At 68.3% G+C, this 17,923-nt stretch carries 19 protein-coding genes; 10 read left to right on the forward strand and 9 right to left on the reverse strand.

Annotated features, from left to right (window positions below; genetic code table 11):
- The first annotated feature begins 44 nt into the window (after window positions 1–44).
- The 6 genes from BMZ17_RS00255 to BMZ17_RS00280 all read left to right on the forward strand — a co-directional run bounded on the left by BMZ17_RS00255 (window position 45) and on the right by BMZ17_RS00280 (window position 6,652).
- The gene (locus tag BMZ17_RS00255; RefSeq protein WP_254775218.1) at window positions 45–1,517 is read left to right on the forward strand and encodes a serine hydrolase domain-containing protein; all 1,473 of its coding nucleotides are present in this window, start codon (window positions 45–47) and stop codon (window positions 1,515–1,517) included.
- Window positions 1,518–1,569: 52 nt separating this feature from the next.
- Window positions 1,570–2,346: an N-acetylmuramoyl-L-alanine amidase gene (locus BMZ17_RS00260; RefSeq protein ID WP_093133585.1), complete on the forward strand. Its 777-nt coding sequence runs from the start codon at window positions 1,570–1,572 to the stop codon at window positions 2,344–2,346.
- Window positions 2,343–3,050, forward strand: coding sequence for a M15 family metallopeptidase (locus BMZ17_RS00265; RefSeq protein WP_254775153.1), 708 nt, complete (start codon window positions 2,343–2,345; stop codon window positions 3,048–3,050). The genes BMZ17_RS00260 and BMZ17_RS00265 overlap by 4 nt, the downstream gene beginning before the upstream one ends.
- On the forward strand, window positions 3,047–4,324 hold the full coding sequence (locus BMZ17_RS00270) for an NAD(P)/FAD-dependent oxidoreductase (protein WP_175485431.1): 1,278 nt from the start codon (window positions 3,047–3,049) through the stop codon (window positions 4,322–4,324). The genes BMZ17_RS00265 and BMZ17_RS00270 overlap by 4 nt, the downstream gene beginning before the upstream one ends.
- Before the next feature lie 75 nt (window positions 4,325–4,399).
- Entirely contained in the window at window positions 4,400–5,644 is a 1,245-nt protein-coding gene (locus BMZ17_RS00275) for a DUF819 family protein (protein WP_093133594.1), read from the forward strand.
- A gap of 57 nt (window positions 5,645–5,701) precedes the next feature.
- A complete protein-coding gene (locus tag BMZ17_RS00280) occupies window positions 5,702–6,652 on the forward strand; it encodes a sodium:calcium antiporter (RefSeq protein WP_093133598.1) in 951 nt (316 codons plus the stop codon).
- Window positions 6,653–6,659: 7 nt separating this feature from the next.
- On the opposite strand, the gene BMZ17_RS00285 is transcribed toward BMZ17_RS00280, so the two are convergent.
- From BMZ17_RS00285 to BMZ17_RS00310, 6 genes are read right to left on the reverse strand one after another with little or no spacing between them, the layout of a single operon-like run.
- Window positions 6,660–6,986 (reverse strand): Na+/H+ antiporter subunit G, encoded by a 327-nt coding sequence (locus BMZ17_RS00285; protein WP_093133602.1) that lies wholly within the window; start codon window positions 6,984–6,986, stop codon window positions 6,660–6,662.
- Entirely contained in the window at window positions 6,983–7,267 is a 285-nt protein-coding gene (locus BMZ17_RS00290) for a K+/H+ antiporter subunit F (protein ID WP_093133607.1), read from the reverse strand. Before BMZ17_RS00290 ends, BMZ17_RS00285 begins: the two co-directional genes overlap by 4 nt.
- Window positions 7,264–7,749: a Na+/H+ antiporter subunit E gene (locus BMZ17_RS00295; protein ID WP_093133610.1), complete on the reverse strand. Its 486-nt coding sequence runs from the start codon at window positions 7,747–7,749 to the stop codon at window positions 7,264–7,266. The genes BMZ17_RS00290 and BMZ17_RS00295 overlap by 4 nt, the downstream gene beginning before the upstream one ends.
- Entirely contained in the window at window positions 7,749–9,284 is a 1,536-nt protein-coding gene (locus BMZ17_RS00300; protein ID WP_093133613.1) for a monovalent cation/H+ antiporter subunit D, read from the reverse strand. Before BMZ17_RS00300 ends, BMZ17_RS00295 begins: the two co-directional genes overlap by 1 nt.
- Window positions 9,281–9,664, reverse strand: a complete 384-nt coding sequence (locus BMZ17_RS00305) for a Na+/H+ antiporter subunit C (protein WP_093133618.1) — start codon at window positions 9,662–9,664, stop codon at window positions 9,281–9,283. The genes BMZ17_RS00300 and BMZ17_RS00305 overlap by 4 nt, the downstream gene beginning before the upstream one ends.
- Window positions 9,664–12,504, reverse strand: a complete 2,841-nt coding sequence (locus BMZ17_RS00310; RefSeq protein WP_093133622.1) for a monovalent cation/H+ antiporter subunit A — start codon at window positions 12,502–12,504, stop codon at window positions 9,664–9,666. Before BMZ17_RS00310 ends, BMZ17_RS00305 begins: the two co-directional genes overlap by 1 nt.
- 136 nt (window positions 12,505–12,640) lie before the next feature.
- Between BMZ17_RS00310 and BMZ17_RS00315 the strand changes: the two genes are divergently transcribed.
- The gene (locus BMZ17_RS00315) at window positions 12,641–13,522 is read left to right on the forward strand and encodes an NAD-dependent epimerase/dehydratase family protein (protein ID WP_175485432.1); all 882 of its coding nucleotides are present in this window, start codon (window positions 12,641–12,643) and stop codon (window positions 13,520–13,522) included.
- 7 nt (window positions 13,523–13,529) lie between these two features.
- On the opposite strand, the gene BMZ17_RS00320 is transcribed toward BMZ17_RS00315, so the two are convergent.
- Window positions 13,530–14,009, reverse strand: coding sequence for an Mpo1 family 2-hydroxy fatty acid dioxygenase (locus BMZ17_RS00320; protein ID WP_093133632.1), 480 nt, complete (start codon window positions 14,007–14,009; stop codon window positions 13,530–13,532).
- Window positions 14,010–14,137: 128 nt separating this feature from the next.
- On the reverse strand, window positions 14,138–15,064 hold the full coding sequence (locus tag BMZ17_RS00325; protein ID WP_175485433.1) for a phosphoribosylaminoimidazolesuccinocarboxamide synthase: 927 nt from the start codon (window positions 15,062–15,064) through the stop codon (window positions 14,138–14,140).
- 196 nt (window positions 15,065–15,260) lie between these two features.
- On the opposite strand from BMZ17_RS00325, the gene BMZ17_RS00330 reads away from it, so the two are divergent.
- Window positions 15,261–15,596: a J domain-containing protein gene (locus BMZ17_RS00330; protein WP_093133641.1), complete on the forward strand. Its 336-nt coding sequence runs from the start codon at window positions 15,261–15,263 to the stop codon at window positions 15,594–15,596.
- Between the two features lie 46 nt (window positions 15,597–15,642).
- Here the strand turns inward: BMZ17_RS00330 and BMZ17_RS00335 are convergent, their stop codons facing one another.
- Window positions 15,643–16,473, reverse strand: coding sequence for an outer membrane protein (locus BMZ17_RS00335; RefSeq protein ID WP_093133646.1), 831 nt, complete (start codon window positions 16,471–16,473; stop codon window positions 15,643–15,645).
- A gap of 257 nt (window positions 16,474–16,730) precedes the next feature.
- Here BMZ17_RS00335 and rpe point away from each other — a divergent pair, with 257 nt between their 5' ends.
- Both rpe and BMZ17_RS00345 read left to right on the forward strand, forming a co-directional pair.
- Window positions 16,731–17,402, forward strand: a complete 672-nt coding sequence (gene rpe / locus BMZ17_RS00340; protein ID WP_093133650.1) for a ribulose-phosphate 3-epimerase — start codon at window positions 16,731–16,733, stop codon at window positions 17,400–17,402.
- Entirely contained in the window at window positions 17,399–17,878 is a 480-nt protein-coding gene (locus BMZ17_RS00345) for a GNAT family N-acetyltransferase (RefSeq protein ID WP_093133654.1), read from the forward strand. Before rpe ends, BMZ17_RS00345 begins: the two co-directional genes overlap by 4 nt.
- The last annotated feature ends 45 nt before the right edge of the window (window positions 17,879–17,923 follow it).

Here is a 17,923-nt window from a genome sequence, read left to right on the forward strand (position 1 = left end):
GTGCATCCGCGCGCGAATCGCAGGCGCAGCCATCGTTCGATGCGCTGTTCGACCAGGCGATGGCGCGCTACAAGCTCCCTGGGCTGGCGGTGGGCGTAGTCGAAGACGGCCAAGTCGTCTACCTGCGCACCGCTGGCGAAACGCGCGCCGGCAGCGGTGAAGCGGTCAATGCCGACACGCTGTTCAAGATCGCCTCCAACACCAAGGCGATGACCACCGGCGTGCTGGCGCGGCTGGTGGACCAGGGCAAGCTCAAGTGGGACGACCCGGTGACGAAATACCTGCCGGACTTCCGCATGTACGACCCGTGGGTCACGCGCAACATCCAGGTGCGCGACCTGCTGATCCACAACAGCGGGCTGGGGCTGGGTGCGGGCGACCTGATGCTGTGGCCGGAGCCGAACGACTTCACCCGCACCGACATCATCGCCGGCCTGGCGCATCTCAAGCCCACGCACAGCTTTCGCGCGCACTACGCCTACGACAACCTGATGTACGTGGTCGCCGGTGAAGTGGCGGCCAAGGCCGGCGGCAAACCCTACGATCAGCTGGTGCGCGAGCAGCTGTTCGGCCCGCTGGGCATGAGCCGCTGCCAGGTGGGCGCATTCGATCGTGATGCGGTCGGCAATGTCGCCCAGCCGCACATGGTCCAGGACGGCCGCAACGTGGTGGTGCGCGAGGACGCGGCGCAGGTGCCGGACAATCCCTCGATGTCCGCCGGCGGCATCCGCTGCAGCGTGCGCGACATGGCCACCTGGGTGCGCATGTGGCTGGACGATGGCGCGGCAAAGCCCTGGGTGTCCGCCGAACAGCGCAAGGCGCTGTGGACCTTGCACACACCGATGCCGATCGGCCCGCAGCTGCGCGCCTGGGATGGCACGCATCTCTACGGCTATGGCTATGGCTGGCGCCTGTCGGACGTGGATGGCCAGTGGCGCGTGGCCCATACCGGCACGCTGATGGGCATGTATTCGTCGGTGACGCTGCTGCCGGACCGGCACGTCGGCTTCGTCGTGCTGATCAACGGCGAAGGCGAGGCCGCACGCACCACGCTCACCGAGGCGCTGACCAAGCACTACACCCAGCCGGGCAAGCCGCTGGACGTCGATCACTACGCGGCGTTACTCGATGCCGGCAAGGCCAAAGCCAAGGCCGCGACGCCGGAGCTGGTGCCCGACACCTCCACGCGTACCGTCGTTGCGCCCGTCGAGGCCAAGGCCTGGCAGGGCGTCTATCGCGATGCGTGGTTCGGCCAGGTCAGCCTGTGCCCGGTGGGCGATCGGGTGGAGTTCCGCGCGGCCAAGTCGCCGCGCCTGCACGGCCCGGTAATGCGCGTGGGCCAGCGCCTGCTGGTCGACTGGGAAGATCCCAGCGTCGATGCCGAGCCCTGGCTGACCGTGTCCGGTGCCGGCAAGCAGGCGACGCTGACTTTGGCGGCGATCGATCCCGAGGCCGATTTCAGTTACGACTATCGCGACCTGGAGTTCCAGCGCGTTGCCGCGTGTCCGGTGAAGTGATGCGCGTGCTCCATTCCAGCGTGACCCCTTCCGTTGCAAGCAAGGCCTGTTTATGACGTTCCGATTGCCACTCCGTCCTCGTGCCGCGCTCCTGTTGCTGGGCGTGCTGGCGTTGTCCGCCTGCGCCGGGCTGCCGGCCAAGAATCCGCTGGCGCAGTGGGAAAAATCGCCCAACCAGAACAAACGTGGCCCGGTGCTGATCGTGCTGCACTACACCGACCAGCATTCGGCCGAGGAAAGCCTCAAGACGCTCAAGACCGCCAACAGCAAGGGGCCGGTCAGTGCGCATTACCTGATCGGTGAAGACGGCAAGCGCTACCAGCTGGTCAGCGACGACCGCCGCGCCTGGCATGCCGGCGCTGGCCGCTGGGGCACGATCACCGACGTCAACTCGGCCTCGATCGGCATCGAGCTGGACAACGATGGCCACACGCCGTTCTCGCAGGCGCAGATCGACAGCCTGATCCTGCTGCTGGATGACCTGTGCAAGCGCCATCGCATGCCGCGCACGGCGATCATCGGCCACGAGGACATGGCGCCGGGTCGCAAGGTCGATCCGGGTCCGCTGTTCCCGTGGAAGCAGCTGGCCGATGCAGGCTTCGGCCGCTGGCCGCGCGCGGACGCGCCGCCGGCGCCGGCCGATTTCGATCCGTGGCTGGCGATGGCCACGCTGGGCTATCCGCTGACCAACCGCGGCGACGCGGTGCAATCGTTCCGCCATCACTTCCGCGGCATGGAAGGGCGCACCTTCGATGCCGAAGACCTGCGCATCCTGCATGACCTCACCCTGCCGCCGCCGGCCGTGGCCGGCGAAGAGGACGGCATGTGAGACGTGCGCTGACCTTCGCGCTGGCCCTGTGTGCCGCCAGTGCAGCGCACGCGGCGACGTCGGTGCAGGTGTCGCCGGCCACCACCGCCGCGCAGGCGAATCTGGTCGACATCGCCACGCTGGCACCGGACGTGCAGCGCGAGATTCGCTACGCCAGCGCGCACAATTTCACCGGCGTGCGGGTCGACGGCTACGGCGCGCCAAAATGCCTGCTGCTGGCGCCGGTGGCCAAGGCGCTGGCCCAAGTGCAAGAAGATCTCCATCAGCAGGGCCTGTCGCTGAAAGTGTTCGACTGCTACCGGCCGGTGCGCGCGGTGCAGGCCTTCATGCGCTGGGCGAGGGACCTGCCGGACCAGCGCATGAAGGCCGAGTTCTATCCGTCGCTGGACAAGGCGCGGATCATCCCCGACGGCTACGTCGCCGAAGTCTCCGGCCATAGCCGCGGTGCCACGATCGATCTCACGCTCACGCGGTGTGGCGCCACCGGTTGCGAAGATCTGGACATGGGCACCCCGTTCGATTTCTTCGATCGCCGCGCCAATACGGCGCATGCCGGCCTCACGGCCGCCCAGCGCGACAACCGCCAGCGGTTGCTCGATGCCATGCAGCGGCGCGGCTTTGCCAACTATCCGATGGAATGGTGGCACTACACCTTCCAGCCCGAGCCCACGCCGACCCGCGCTTACGACGTGCCGATCCGGTGACCGGGAACGGCAAGACCCAGACTGCCGACGTGGCGGTGATCGGCTGCGGCATCGTCGGGTTGTCCATCGCCTGGCAGCTGCGCCAGCGCGGCCTGTCGTGCGTGCTGATCGATGCGAAAGGCCCGGCGGGGCAAGTGTCGTTCGGCAATGCCGGGGCGATCTCGATCGGCAACGTGCTGCCGCAGTCCACGCCCGGCATCACGATGAAGGCATTGAAGATGCTGGTCGATCCGACGGGACCTTTCAGCCTGGATTGGGCCGCCACGCCGACCTGGCTGCGCTGGTTGCTGCAGTTCGTGCATGACGGGCGCGCGTCGAACATGGCGCCGGTGGTCGATGCGATCACCGCGCTCAACAGCGGTGCACGCGCGCCGTGGCTGCAGCTGGCCGAGGCGATCGGCGCGCAGTCGCTGATCGGCCATACCGGCTACCTGCATGTCTACAGCGATCCGGCGACCTTCGCCGGCGCGGCGTGGGCACGCGCACTGATGCGCGAGCGCGAGGTCGCCTTCGACGAACTCGATGCCAAGCAGGTCCGCGCGCTGGAGCCGAAGCTGGGCGAGGGCTTTGCGCATGGCGTGTTCCAGCGCGAGTCGCTGTCGATGCGCGATCCGGGCGCGTTCTGCGGGCGGCTGTTCGATCACCTGGTCGCCGGCGGCGCGCAGCCGCTGATCGCACAGGTCGAAGGCATCGTGCGCCAGGGCAAGGCCTATCGCGTGGAGACCGCGCGCGGCGCGGTCCATGTCGGACGCGTAGTCGTCGCGGCCGGGGCCTTCAGCAATGCGCTGCTGGCGCCGTTCGGCGTGCAGTTGCCGATGATTCCGGCGCGCGGCTATCACCTGATGTATCCGCAGCAGCCCGACGTGGTCTATCGGCCCACGCTGTGGGTGGAGCGCTACATGGTGATCTCACCGATGCAGGCCGGCCTGCGCATGACCAGCATCAAGGAACTCACCGCGCTGGAGCGGCCGCCGCGCTTCGAGCTGATCGAGCGCCTCGATGGCCAGGCGCGCTTGCTGTTCCCCACGTTGAAGGGCGCCGCGCAGGGACGCTGGTCCGGCGACCGGCCATGCACGCCCGATTCGCTGCCGCTGATCGGCCAGCTGCCCGGCGAACAACTCTGGATCGCCACCGGCCACGGCCACATGGGCCTGACCCAGGGCCCGGTCACCGGGCAGTTGGTGGCGCAGGCGATGAGCGGCGAAACGCCTTCCATCGATCTGGTGCCGTACCGCATCGGGCGTTTCCGCGACGCCTTGCCGCAGGCGGCCTGATGTCGCCTTTGTCACCGTGCGCGCGGCCGCGTGTGCGGGCTTCTTCCCGTGTGCAGCACGTACCATGACCGCGCCATGACGACCCCATCTCCCGCCCTGATCCAGAACGACATCGTGTTGTTCGGATTGATCGCCGCCACGCTCGCCTTCGTGTTCTGGACCGCTTCGCTGAAAGGCGCCTGGCAGAAGTTCTATGGCGTCGTGCCACCGCTGCTGCTGTGCTATTTCATTCCCGGCATCTTCAATTCCCTCGGCGTGATCGATGGCGCCAACAGCCAGCTCTACAACCCGGTCGCCAGCCGTGTGCTGCTGCCGGCCGCGCTGGTGCTGCTGACCCTGACCATCGATCTGAAGGCGGTGATGGGCCTGGGCTGGAAGCTGCTGGCGATGTACTTCGGCTCATCGCTGAGCATCATGCTGGGCGCCTTCGTGGCGTTCTGGCTCATGGGCCAGCTGCATCCTGCGACGGTGGCCGGCGATACCTGGGGCGGCATGGCCGCGCTGGCCGGCAGCTGGATCGGCGGCGGCGCCAACATGGTCGCGATGAAGGAGATCTTCGAGGTCAACGAAACCACCTTCGGCCAGTTCGTGGTGCTGGACGTGGGCGTGGGCTATGTGTGGATGGCGATCCTGATCTTCCTGGCCGGCCGCGCCAAGGCGATCGATGCGCGCTCGGGCGCCGATACGCGCGCGCTGGAAGATCTGCAGCAGCGCCTGGCCGACTACAGCGCCCAGCACGCGCGCATCCCGAGCCTGTCCGACTACATGCTGATCATCGGCGTAGCCTTCGGCGTGGTTGGTCTGGCGCACGCGGTGTCGCCGCCGCTGGCGGCGTGGTTCGCGCCGTATCCGTGGGCGCATTCGGCCAGCCTGGATTCGCCCTACGTGTGGGTGGTGCTGCTGTCCACGGTGATCGGCCTGGGGCTGAGCTTCACCGGTGCGCGCAAGCTCGATGGTGCCGGCGCCTCGAAGATCGGCACGCTGCTGCTGTACGTGCTGATCGCCTGCATCGGCATGCAGATGGATATCGCCGCGCTGTTGGATCGGCCGTGGCTGTTCGCGCTGGGGATCATCTGGATCCTGGTCCACATCGTGCTGCTGTGGGGCCTGGGCAAGCTGCTGAAGGTGCCGTTCTTCTATTTCGCGATCGGTTCGCAGAGCAACATCGGCGGGCCGGCCTCGGCGCCGGTGGTGGCGGCGGTGTTCCATCCCGCGCTGGCGCCGGTGGGCGCGCTGCTGGGCACGCTGGGCTATGCGACCGGCACGGTCGCCGCCTATCTGGTCGGGATCGGCCTGCGCGCGATGGCCGGCGCCGGCTGAGCCGATGCGTGGGCGTTTGCGCCTAGAATCGCCCCATCGTCGACGCGGGGAAACGTGATGGCCGAGGCCTGGGGATTGTTCGCGCTGGGACTGGTGCTGCTGGCGCTGGGCGGCGACACCCTGGTCAAGGGCGCGTCGGGCCTGGCGCAGAAGGCCGGCCTGTCGCCGTTCACCGCCGGTTTGCTGCTGGTAGCCTTCGGCACTTCGCTGCCGGAGCTGTTCGTCAACGGCGCCGCGCTGCTCCATGGCGAACCCGCGCTGGCGCTGGGCAATGCGGTCGGCAGCAACCTGGTCAACCTGGGCCTGACCCTGCCGATCGCCGCGCTGTGCGGCACCGTCCTGGTGCGCATGCGGCTGCTGTCGCCGCTGCTGTGGGTGCTGGTCGCGGCCAGCGCGCTGGTGATGGTGTTCGGCCTGGATGGCCGCATCAACCGGCTGGAGGGCGCGATTCTGCTGGTGGCCTTCGTCGTGGTGGTCGTGCGCCTGATCGTGCTCGGTCGCAGCGAAGCCCCGGCCGTGCGCGAAGGCGTGGAAACCTATGCCTTCACCCGCACCGTGCTGTGGCTCAATCTGATCCGGCTGGTGATCGGCGTGGTGCTGGTCGGCTACGGCGCGCGCGATGTCGTGCAGGCGATGCAGGGCCTGGCACCGGCGCTGGGCCTGTCGCCGCTGATGGCGGGCCTGCTGCCGCTGGCGATCGGCACCGCGCTGCCGGAAGTCGCGGCCGCCATCGTCGCGGCGCGGCGCGGGCAGGGCGACATGGTCCTGGGCCACGTGATCGGCTCGAGCGTGTGCAACCTGCTGCTGGTGATTGGCGGCATGGCCGCGATCGCGCCGCTGGCGCTGCCGGCCTCGTTCGTGCGCCTGGAGCTGCCGGCCGCCATCGCGCTGGCGGTGGTGCTGATTCCGATGCTGCGCGGCGATGCACGCGTCAGCCGGGTCGAAGCAGTCGTGCTGCTGGCGGCCTTCATCGGCTGGGTCATGCTGGAACTGGCCGGCTTTTTCTGAAGGGCGATCAGTCGCGCTTGGCCGGCGGCTCGGGCCGCTGCCGTGGCAACAGCGCCAGCGCCGCCTTGGCGATCAGGTGTGCACTGATCGGCGCGGTGATGAACAGGAATACCGTGATCAGCAGTTCGCGCAGCTGCAGCCCTTCGCCGCGCAGCAGGTGGTAGCCCATTGACGCCAGCAGGACGCAGCCCACGCCGAGCGTGCTGGACTTGGTGGGCGCATGCAGGCGGCGGAACACGTCCGAAAGCTTCACCAGTCCCAGCGCGCCGACCAGGATGAAGACGCTGCCGGCCACCAGCAGCACGATCAGCGCGAGGTCGAAGAACGCGCTCATTCGACGATGTCCCGGCGCAGCACGAACTTGCTCAGCACCACCGTACTGCCGAAGCCGAGCATGGCGATCACCAGCGCCGCTTCGAAATACACGGTCGAATCCAGGTGCATGCCGAGCAGCATCAGCCCGGCGATCGCGGTCACCGACAGCGTGTCCAGCGCCAGGATGCGGTCGGTGACGGTGGGCCCGCGCACCAGCCGCCACAGGCACAGCAACAGGGCCAGGCCAGTGACCCACAGCGCGCCGATCACGGTCAGGTCGAGCAGGACGGCGGTGTTCATGGGAAGACCTCCATCAGCGGGGTTTCGTAGCGGGTCTTGATCTCGCGCACCAGCGCGGCGGCATCGTCAATATGCAGGGCGTGGACCAGGAGATGGCGACGGTCGTCGGTCAGCACCGCCGACAGCGTGCCGGGGGTGAGCGTGATCATGCTGGCCAGCACGGTGATGCCGCGCAGGTTGGTGATATCCAGCGGAATCCACACGAAGCCCGGCTCGATCTTCGACTCGCGCCCCAGCACCTGCGCGGCCACGGTCAGGTTGGATTTGACGATGTCCCAGGCAAACAGCGCCGCCAGCTTCGGCACGCCGCGCAGCGAGCCGGTCGGGCAGTGTTCGTGGTCCATGCGCCGCGACAGCAGCGGAATGCCGATCGCCAGCGCCGCGCCCAGCACGATGTTGCCCGGCGAGACGCTGTTGTTGAGCAGCAGCCAGAACACCAGCAGGGCCAGGCTCAAGGACCATGAGGGCAGCCAGCGGCGCATCAGGGCTCCCTCATGGCCGGGACCAGGCCGCGGATATGGTCGACATAGCCGGCGGTGTCCAGCAGCTGTTGCGCGGTGGCATCGGCGTAGGTCAGCAGCGGTTCGGCGAACACGCTCATGCCGACCACGCAGGTGAGCAGGACGATGGCAGCGGCGGTTTCGGCCGGGCGCGCGGGCGCCGGATTGACCGGGCCGGCCTCGTGGATCTGGGCCGGCACGCGCCAGAACAGGCGCACACCGGCGCGGCTGACGCCGATGATGACCATCAGACTGCTGAGCAGCACCGTGGACCACACCAGCCCGGTGTGCGCGACCGGCGTGGACGCCAGCAGCGCGACCTTGCCCAGGAAGCCCGACAGTGGCGGCAGGCCGGCCACGGCCACCGCCGCGATCAGGAACAGCACGCCCGGCACGGTGCGCCCGGGCAGCGGCGCGGGAATGGATTTGTCGTCACCGGCCGCGCCGCGACGGCGGCGGATCAGGTCGGCGATCAGGAACAGCGCTGCCGCGGTGAAGCAGCTATGCGCCAGGTAGTACAGGCCGGCGGCCATCGTGCCGGCGCCACCCAGCGAGAAGGCCACGAACAGCGTCGCCGCCGACCACACGACCAGATAGCCGATCATCACCCGCAGGCGCGCCGATCCCAGCACGCCGAGCGCGGCGACGATGAGGGTTGCGGCACCCAGGACCAGCAGCCAAGACTGCCCGTAACCCGCCATCGCCCCGGCACCGGCGCCCAACAGCACGGTGGACACGCGCAGCACCGCATACAGGCCGACCTTGGTCATCACCGCGAACAGCGCCGATACCGCGGCCGGTGCGCGTGCGTAGGTTTCCGGCAGCCACAGGTACAGCGGCAGCAGCGCGGCCTTGGCGCAGAACACCACCAGCAACAGGCCAATCGCGGCCTTGACCAGCGCCAGGTTGGCGGGCGGCACCTGCGCGATGCGCACCGCCAGCTCGGCCATGTTGAGCGTGCCCAGCAGGCCGTAGATCAGGCCCAGCGCGATCAGGAACAGCGACGACGCAGTGACGTTGAACACCACGTAATGGAAGCCGTTGCGCATCCCCAGCCCGCGTCCACCCGACAGCAGCAGGCCGTAGCTGGCGATCAGCATCACTTCGAAGAACACGAACAAGTTAAAGATGTCGCCGGTCAGGAACGCGCCGTTGAGCCCCATCAGCTGGAACTGGAACAGCGCGTGGAAATGCGGCGCGCGCGCATCCCAGCCGGCGCAGGCATGCAGCAGGCAGGCGCAGGCCAGCAGCGTGGTCACCGCCACCATCCACACCGACAACCGGTCGGCGACCAGGGTGATGCCCAGGCGCGCCGGCCAGTCGCCCAGCAGGTAGGCATCGACATGGCCGCTGGACGCGCCGATCACCAGCATCGCCACCACCACCACCAGCGCGGCCATCGCCAGCCAGGCCACGGTGCGGCGCACGGTGAAGCCGAAGCGGTTGTGTTCGACGATCAGCGATGCGGCGGCGCCGGCCATCGGGATCAGCACCGGCAGGATCGGTAGATGATTCACTTGCCGCTCCCGCGTGGATCGGTGCGGGCTTCGGGTTCGGGCGCGGTGTCATGCGCGTCCACGTGATCCCCGCCGTTGTCGGCGCGGCTGCGCATGGCCAGCACGATGCTCACGGCGGTCATCGCGAACGAGATCACGATGGCGGTCAGCACCAGCGCCTGCGGTAGCGGATCGGTGTAGTGGGCCAGGTCGGTCGGTACGCCATCGACGATGATCGGCGCCTTGCCCGCGACCGGACGACCGCCGGCGAAGATCAGCAGGTTGGTCGCATAGCTCAGGAAGGTCAGCCCCAGGATCACGTCGAAGCTGCGCGCGCGCAGCATCAGGTAGACCGCGACCGCGGTCAGGACGCCGATGGCAACGGCCAGGGCCAGTTCCATCAGGTGTGCTCCTCGCCGGTGAAGTCGGAGCGACGCAGTGGATCGACCACGCCGCGCTGGGTCTTGCGGGTGCGCGAGGCCTTGATGGTGCCCATCATCGAGAGCATCAGCATGGCCGCGCCGAACACCACCAGGTACACGCCGGTGTCGAAAGCCATCGCGCTGGCCAGCTCCAGTTCGCCGATCAGCGGCAGGTGCAGGTTGAGATGCCCGCTGGTCAGGAACGGCACGCCGAACGCCATCGACGCCACGCCGCTGACCAGCGCCAGGACCACGCCGATGCCGATCGTGCGGATGAAGTCAAAGCCAAAGCGCGATTCGACCGAGCGCGCGCCTTGCAGCACGTACTGGATCAGCAGCGGCACCGCCAGCACCAGGCCGGCGATGAAGCCGCCGCCGGGCGCGTTGTGGCCGCGCAGGTACAGGTAGATCGAGACGGCCACGACCATCGGCGCCAGCACCTGCATCAGGTTGGCCGGCATCGACAGGTCCACCGGGCGCCCATCGAAATGCCGTTCCGGCGCCATCCGCGCGCGCCGCAGCAGCGCGTGCACGACCAGGCCAGCGATGGCGAACACGGTGATTTCGCCAAAGGTATCGAAGCCGCGGAAGTCCACCAGGATCACGTTGACCACGTTGTGGCCCCAGGCCTGCGGCAGCGAGCGTTCCAGCATCTCCACCGCGACGGTGTCGTGTGGGCGCAGCATCATCGCCCAGGCCAGCGCGCCGACCACGGTGCCGGTGACCAGCGCGATGGCGCCATCGCGCTGGCGGCGCGGCAAGGTGGTTTCATGCGGGGACTGTTCGGGCAGGTAGTTCATCGCCAGCAGCAGCAGAACCAGGGTGACCATCTCCACCATCAGCTGGGTCAGGGCCAGGTCCGGCGCGGACAGGAACACGAAGCTCAGGCTCACCGCCAGGCCGGTGCCGCCGATGCAGGCCACGGCCAGCAATCGGTGCCGGTACAGGCGCAGCGTTGCCACGGCCGGCACCAGCATCAGCAGCCACAGCACCCAGCCCGGCCACTGCATCGGCGTGTGCCAGCCACCGTTCCAGGCCAATGCGTGCCCGGGATCGCGCAGCAGCGGCAGTGCCATCGCCACCAGCGCGCTGACCACCAGCCACAGCAGCGTGCGCTGCAGGCTGCCGTTGGCCAGCGCGGCGGTGATGCGGTTGCCGGCGACGAACAGCAGCTCCAGATTGCGCTTGAAGATGTCGCGACCGATCGCCCGGCTGACCACCGCGTGCAGGTCGAGCAGCCTGGCCAGGCCGAAGTACAGCGCGATGCCGCCGACCACGCCGGCCAGGCTCATCGCCAGCGGCCAGTTCAGGCCATGCCAGACCGCCAGGCTGTACTCGGGCGTCGCCGCGCCCAGGATCGCCGACGCGCCCGCATGCAGCACCGGTGCGATGGTCAGCGCAGGGAAGATGCCGACGGCCACGCACAGCACCACCAGCACCTCGACCGGGATCTTCATCCACCTCGGCGGCTCGTGCGGCGTGGTGTCCAGGTCGCGTGGGCCCTTGCCGAAGAAGGTCTCGTAGACGAAGCGCAGGCTGTAGGCCACGCCCAGCACGCCGGCCAGCAGCGCGGCGGTGCCGGTGAAGATGCGCATCGGCAACGGTGCGTCGGTCTCGATGGCCGCGGCGAAGAACATTTCCTTGGACAGGAAGCCGTTGAGCAGCGGGATCCCGGCCATCGACAGCGAGGCGATGATCGCCAGCGCGCTGGTGAAGGGCATGAGCCTGCGCAGGCCGCCGAGCTTGCGGATGTCGCGGGTGTGGGTTTCGTGGTCGATGATGCCGGCGGCCATGAACAGCGAGGCCTTGAAGATCGCGTGGTTGAGGATGTGGAACACGCCGGCCACCACCGCCACCGGCGTGGACAGGCCGAACAGCATCGTGATCAGGCCCAGGTGCGAGATGGTCGAATACGCCAGCAGGCCCTTGAGGTCCTGTTCGAAGATCGCATTCCACGCGCCGATCAGTAGGGTTGCCGCACCGATGGTGCACACCGTGTAGAAGAACAGGTCGGTGCCGGCCAGGGCCGGGTGCAGGCGAGCCAACAGGAAGACGCCGGCCTTCACCATCGTCGCCGAATGCAGGTAGGCCGACACCGGCGTCGGCGCGGCCATCGCCTGTGGCAACCAGAAGTGGAACGGGAACTGCGCGCTCTTGGTGAAGATGCCGCCCAGCACCAGGTACAGCGCCCACGGATACAGCGGGCTGGCGCGCAGCGTGTCGCCGGCGGACAGCACCACGTCCAGGTCATAGCTGCCGGCGATGCGCCCGATCAGCAGCACGCCGCCGAGCAGCGCCAGGCCGCCGCCGCCGGTAATGACCAGCGCCATGCGCGCGCCTTCACGGGCGTCCTGGCGATGCGACCAGAAACCGATCAGCAGGAATGACGTCAGGCTGGTCAGTTCCCAGAAGATGCTCAGTAGCAGCAAGTTGCCGGAGATCACCACGCCCAGCATTGCGCCCATGAACAGCAACAGGAACGCCAGGAAGCGCGAGGCCGAATCGTTGCGGCTCAGGTAATAGCGCGCATACATGATCACCAGCGCGCCGATGGCCAGCACCAGCATCGCGAACATCCACGCGAAGCCATCCACCCGCAGGGTGAACTCCAGGCCGATGCGCGGCAGCCAGACATGACGGCTGTGCAGCACCTGGCCGTCGAGGATCGCCGGGGCCATCGCGCCCAGCAGCACCAGTCCCAGCACGGGGGCGAGCGCGGCGACCCAGGCGATGGCCGTGCGCGGCAGGCGATGCGCAGCGGCGACGGCCGCGGCCATCACGAACGGCAGCGCCAGCAGCAGGTCGAGGGTTTGGGGCATGCAGGAAATGCAGCAGTCTGCGAGCAACGTTGGAGGATACCAGTCGCGGCGCATTCGGGTCCCTGACCGTGGGGTCATGGCTGGCGCTGCGCGCGGGCTGCCCTATGCTGATGCGATGCCCGATCTTGCAGACCCCATGACGTCAGTGCCTTCGACTCCCGCGCGCACTGCGCTGCTGCTGGGCGGCAGTGGCCAGATCGGCCAGGCCTTGTTGGCGCGACTGCGCGCGCAGGGCTGGTCGGTCCTGGCCGTGTCGCGCAGCGCGCAACCGGCGCAGGATGGCGTGCAGTGGTTGTCCGGTGAGCTGCAGCAGATGCCGCCGTTGCCGGCGTCAGTCGATGCGATCTTCAGCGCCGGGCCACTGGATGCGTTCGCGCGCTGGTATGCCGAGGCCACGCTGGTGTGTCCGCGCGTGGTGGCCTTCGGCTCCACCAGTCTGGGCGTGAAGCAGGATTCGGCTGACGCCTATGAACGCGATCTTGCGGCACGCCTGCGTGGCGGCGAGGACGCGGTGTTCCAGCGGGCGGTGGCACTGGGCGCACAGGCCACGCTGCTGCGGCCGACGCTGGTCTATGGCGTGGGGCGCGATGCCACGCTCACGCAGATCGCCGCGCTGGCGCGCCGATTGCGTTGCTTCCCGTTGCCACACGGTGCCGATGGCCTGCGCCAGCCGGTGCATGTGGACGATCTGGCCGATGCAGCGCTGGCCGTAGTTGATGTCGATGCCACGTTCGGCAAGGCGTATGCGTTGGGTGGCGGCGAGACGCTGCCGTATCGCGCGATGGTCGCGCGCACCTTGGCGGCGATGTCACCGCCAGCGCGATTGCTGGAACTGCCTGCGCCGGTGTTCCGGCTGGCCGTGGGCGCCGCGCAACGCATCGGCATCGCGCGTTCGCTCAATGCCGCCGCGGTGGCGCGCATGCGCGATGACCTGGTGTTCGACCTGGCGCCTGCACGACGCGACTTTGGTTACGCGCCACGTGGCTTTGCGCCGACCGCGGCGATGCTGGGTCAGTGATACTGCTTCAGTAACGCCAGCCCATCTTGCGATAGACCTTGGCCAGGACCCAGATCGGGCCGATCAGCAGGTACACCAGGTCGGTGAGGAAACTCGGCTTGCGGCCTTCGATCCTGTGGCCGATGAACTGCGCGATCCACGCCAGCACGAACACCGTCACCGCGCTCCACAGCAGCGCGTCCAGGCCGGCGCGCTGGGTCACCAGCCGACACACGCAGCCCATGAAGAAAAACACCACGAACATCCCCAGCCCGATCGAACGCGACAGCCGGTTGTAGAACGACCACGCGGCGAACATCGGCAGCACCGCCCACACGCCGCCGCGTAGCCAGTCCACCTGCACCGGGATGCACCACAGCAGCGCGATCACCGACCACAGGATCGCCGGCACGGCGACCACGTGGATGGCCTGGTTGACGGGGTCGCGGTGGTCGCGCGAATAACTGGCAAACCAGTCGTCGATCGGCCGGGCGGCAGGCGCGTTCATCAATCCCTCCCGAGGATGCGTGCGCGATGGAGCAGGTCGTGTTGCTGGTGGAAGCCGCCTTGGCGGCGATGCGGCTTTAACTGAAAAGCCATCGCCACTGAAGTGACTCCCACGGGCACCGATGCCACTCAGTCGACGGTGATGTCGGCCAGCTTCTGCAGGGCTTCGGCGTAGCGGGCGCGGGTGCGCTCGATCACTTCGGCCGGCAGCACCGGGCCGGGCGCGGTCTTGCCCCAGTCGGTGGTCTCCAGGTGGTCGCGCACGATCTGCTTGTCGTAGCTCGGCGGGCTGGTGCCGACCTGGTACTCGGCGGCCGGCCAGTAGCGCGAGGAATCCGGCGTCAGCATCTCGTCCATGATGTACAGGCGGCCGTCGGCGTCGGTACCGAACTCGAACTTGGTATCGGCCAGCAGGATGCCGCGCTGGGCCGCGTATTCGGCGGCGAACGCATAGATGCGCAGGGTCGCATCGCGCACGCGCTCGGCCAGGTCGCCACCGACAGCACGGACCATCGCGTCGAAGTCGATGTTCTCGTCGTGGTCGCCCACCGCCGCCTTGGTCGACGGGGTGAAGATCGGCTCGGGCAGCTTCTGCGCCTGCAGCAGGCCGTCGGGCAGTTCGATGCCGCTGACCTTGCCGGTGCGCTGGTAATCCTTCCAGCCGCTGCCGATCAGGTAGCCGCGGGCGATCGCCTCGACCGGCACCGGCTTGAGCTTCTTGGTGACCACCGCGCGCTTGGCGTACAGGGCCGGGTCCACGCCCTCGGGCAGGACGCTGGCCACGTCGATGCCGGTCAGGTGGTTGGGCATCAGGTGGGCGGTCTTCTCGAACCAGAAGTTCGAGATCTGGCACAGCATCTCGCCCTTGCCCGGGATCGGGTCGGGCAGCACCACGTCGAACGCACTCAGGCGGTCGGTGGCGACGATCAGCAGGTATTCGCCGGGCGGCGCATCGGCCGGCAGGCGCTCGCGCGGGATGTCGAAGACGTCGCGGACCTTGCCGCGGTGGCGCAGGTTCAGACCGGGAAGATCAGCTTGCAACAGCGTGGTGGGCACAGGCACTCCTGACGTGACGCGTCCTTCGCGAATGACCCCGCACGCATGGCACACCGGCACGCCGGTCTGGCGGCGGCGGGTCGCGTAGTGTACGCGCCTGCGCGGGCAAGGCCAGACCCCCGTCACAGGGGCCTTCCGGTAGGCGATGGGCGGTGCCGTACCATGGAGCTTTGGACCCCGCAGGCAGGCACGATCGATGAACCGCTGGTACGGAAAACTCCTGGGTGGCATTGCCGGCGCCCTGTTGTTCCGCCCCAATCCCGTGTTTGGCGTGCTGGCCGGCGTCCTGCTGGGCCACGCCTTCGACCGCGACTGGTTCAAGCTGGCCAAGGACAATCCGTACCGGGCCTTCGACCTGACCAGCGACGCCAGCGATGCCGAAGTGGACCAGGCCTATCGCCGCTTGATCTCGCAGTACCACCCCGATCGCATGAACGGCGCCGCGCCCGAGCTGCGCGCCCGTGCCGCGGCCCGCGCGGCCGAGCTCAACGCCGCCTACGACCGGATCAAGACCCAGCGCAAGGCGCGCTGAGGCCGGTTGCGCCCGCCGTCACCGGCGGACGCAGGGAGGGCCGGACTTAGAAGCGGTAGCTGGCGGTCACGCGCACGCTTTCCAGGTCGAAATCGCGGTCGCTGCGGCGGAAGTCGGTGCCGTTCGGGTTGACCAGGATGAAGGGATTGGTTGCCGGCGCCGGCCCGGCCGAGCGCACCCGGTAGTCGTTGTCGGTCAGCTGGGTCTGGATGTATTCCAGGCCCACGGTGAAGCGCTCGCCGATCATCCGCTCGTAGCCCGCGCCCCACTGCGCGCCGGTGGCCTTGGTGTCGCCGTTGTTGGTGAAGGTGTTGACGCCGTTGCTGGTGATGTAAGTGTTGGCGATGTCCGCACGCGCCACGCCGCCGGTGATGTAGACCAGATTCGATTCGCCGAACACGTGGCCCATGCGCATCCGCAGCGAGGCCATGCCATCGACCTTGCGCAGCATCGTGTACGAAGCGGGCGTGGTGCTGAAGGACGTCACCGCATCGCGCACGTCGTTGCGCGACACCTCGCCCACCAGGCCGAACACCCAGTCGTTGGCGCGCCAGTCGTAGCCGCCGCGCAGGCCGTAGTCGGCGCCGCCGGAATTCTTGGCGCAGCCGGCGGCCGGCGTATTGCCCAGGGCGACGCCGTTGCAGGAGCCGGGCGAGAACGCGTTGGCGCCGGCGGCGGTGCGCACGGTGTCGTCGTACTGGCCGTCCAGGTTGGTGTCGAACAGGAAGCGGTCGCCGCCGTCGTCGGGTTTGAGCACGCTGCCGGCGTACAGGCCGACGTGGGCGCCATTCCAGGCGTCCTGGGCCTGGACGGCGAACGGAGCGGCGGCCAGCAGGCCAAGGGTGAGCAGGCGGGTCGAAGTCAGGGGTGACAGCATGTGGTGGTCCTCAAGGGGGTCGTCCATTGCCGGGATGCGCAGCACGCCTTTGAAAGACGTCCTCCCACGCACCCCGGCACGAGGCACCGGATGGGCCCCGCGCAGGCACCTACGGGCCGGATGCAGCCGCGGATGCTGACGATCCGGTCACCGCGCCGACAGCAGGCCGCGCCCGCCAAGGGTGAAATGCCCTGGCACGGCGCCTAGAATTGCGCTCCCATGCGGCCCGTGCCGCACCGCCATCGCCAAGGGTCGTCATGTCGAACTGCATCATCTCCCCGTCCATCCTGTCGGCCGATTTCGCCCGGCTCGGCGCCGAGGTGGACGCCGTGCTGGCCGCCGGCGCGGACTGGATCCATTTCGACGTGATGGACAACCACTACGTGCCCAACCTGACCATCGGCCCGATGGTCTGCGAGGCGCTGCGCAAGTACGGCGTGACCGCGCCGATCGACGTGCACCTGATGGTCGAGCCCGTGGACCGGATCATCCCGGACTTCGCCAAGGCCGGCGCCAGTGTCATCAGCTTCCATCCCGAAGCCAGCCGTCACGTGCATCGCACCGTGCAACTGATCAAGTCGCACGGCTGCAAGGCCGGCGTGGTGCTCAACCCGGCCACGCCGGTGGACATCCTGGACTGGGTGCTGGATGAAGTGGACCTGGTGCTGCTGATGTCGGTCAACCCGGGTTTCGGCGGCCAGGCGTTCATTCCTTCGGCGCTGGACAAGCTGCGCGTGGTGCGCCAGAAAATCGATGCGTCGGGCCGCGACATCCACCTGGAAATCGACGGCGGCGTGAAAGTCGACAACATCGCCGAGATCGCCGCCGCCGGCGCCGATACCTTCGTCGCCGGTTCGGCCATCTTCAACGCGCCGGACTACAGCGAGGTGATCGCCAAGATGCGCGCCGCCGTGGCAGGTGCACGTTGAGCGTCCAGATCCGTAGCGCCACGCGCGCAGATGTGCCGCTGATCTGCGAGCTGATCCAGGCGCTGGCCGATTACGAACGCGAGCCCGATGCCGTCAAGGCGACGCCGGCGGACATCGCACGCACGCTGTTCGACGAGGGCGCGACCGCGCACAGCGTGATCTGCGAGCAGGACGGCGTGGCCGTGGGCTTTGCCGTGTATTTCTTCAACTACTCGACCTGGCTGGGCCGCAACGGCATTTATCTGGAAGACCTGTTCGTGCGCCCGGAAGCGCGCGGGCAGGGCGCGGGACTGGCCCTGCTGCGGCACCTGGCCAAGCTGGCCGTGGACAAGGGCTGCGGTCGCTTCGAATGGTCGGTACTGGACTGGAACCAGCCGGCGATCGATTTCTATCGCGCCGCCGGCGCCAGGCCGATGGACGAGTGGACCGTCTATCGCATGGACGGCCAGGCGCTGGCCGATTTCGCCCGCGGCTGATCGTGCCGCGGACCCGGCGCGCGTGCTGCGCGCCTGACGCAGGAG

The sequence above is a fragment of the Pseudoxanthomonas sp. GM95 genome (assembly GCF_900109775.1).
GTDB lineage: Bacteria > Pseudomonadota > Gammaproteobacteria > Xanthomonadales > Xanthomonadaceae > Pseudoxanthomonas_A.

Bases quoted from the DNA above. Each gene is read 5' to 3' on its own strand.
- BMZ17_RS00315 (WP_175485432.1), top strand. From the start codon at position 12,641: ATGACGTCAGTGCCTTCGACTCCCGCGCGCACTGCGCTGCTGCTGGGC.
- BMZ17_RS00335 (WP_093133646.1), bottom strand. From the start codon at position 16,473: ATGCTGTCACCCCTGACTTCGACCCGCCTGCTCACCCTTGGCCTGCTG.
- BMZ17_RS00330 (WP_093133641.1), top strand. From the start codon at position 15,261: ATGAACCGCTGGTACGGAAAACTCCTGGGTGGCATTGCCGGCGCCCTG.
- BMZ17_RS00295 (WP_093133610.1), bottom strand. From the start codon at position 7,749: ATGCGCCGCTGGCTGCCCTCATGGTCCTTGAGCCTGGCCCTGCTGGTG.
- BMZ17_RS00290 (WP_093133607.1), bottom strand. From the start codon at position 7,267: ATGAACACCGCCGTCCTGCTCGACCTGACCGTGATCGGCGCGCTGTGG.
- BMZ17_RS00285 (WP_093133602.1), bottom strand. From the start codon at position 6,986: ATGAGCGCGTTCTTCGACCTCGCGCTGATCGTGCTGCTGGTGGCCGGC.
- BMZ17_RS00320 (WP_093133632.1), bottom strand. From the start codon at position 14,009: ATGAACGCGCCTGCCGCCCGGCCGATCGACGACTGGTTTGCCAGTTAT.
- BMZ17_RS00260 (WP_093133585.1), top strand. From the start codon at position 1,570: ATGACGTTCCGATTGCCACTCCGTCCTCGTGCCGCGCTCCTGTTGCTG.
- BMZ17_RS00275 (WP_093133594.1), top strand. From the start codon at position 4,400: ATGACGACCCCATCTCCCGCCCTGATCCAGAACGACATCGTGTTGTTC.
- BMZ17_RS00310 (WP_093133622.1), bottom strand. From the start codon at position 12,504: ATGCCCCAAACCCTCGACCTGCTGCTGGCGCTGCCGTTCGTGATGGCC.
- BMZ17_RS00280 (WP_093133598.1), top strand. From the start codon at position 5,702: ATGGCCGAGGCCTGGGGATTGTTCGCGCTGGGACTGGTGCTGCTGGCG.
- BMZ17_RS00305 (WP_093133618.1), bottom strand. From the start codon at position 9,664: ATGGAACTGGCCCTGGCCGTTGCCATCGGCGTCCTGACCGCGGTCGCG.
- rpe (WP_093133650.1), top strand. From the start codon at position 16,731: ATGTCGAACTGCATCATCTCCCCGTCCATCCTGTCGGCCGATTTCGCC.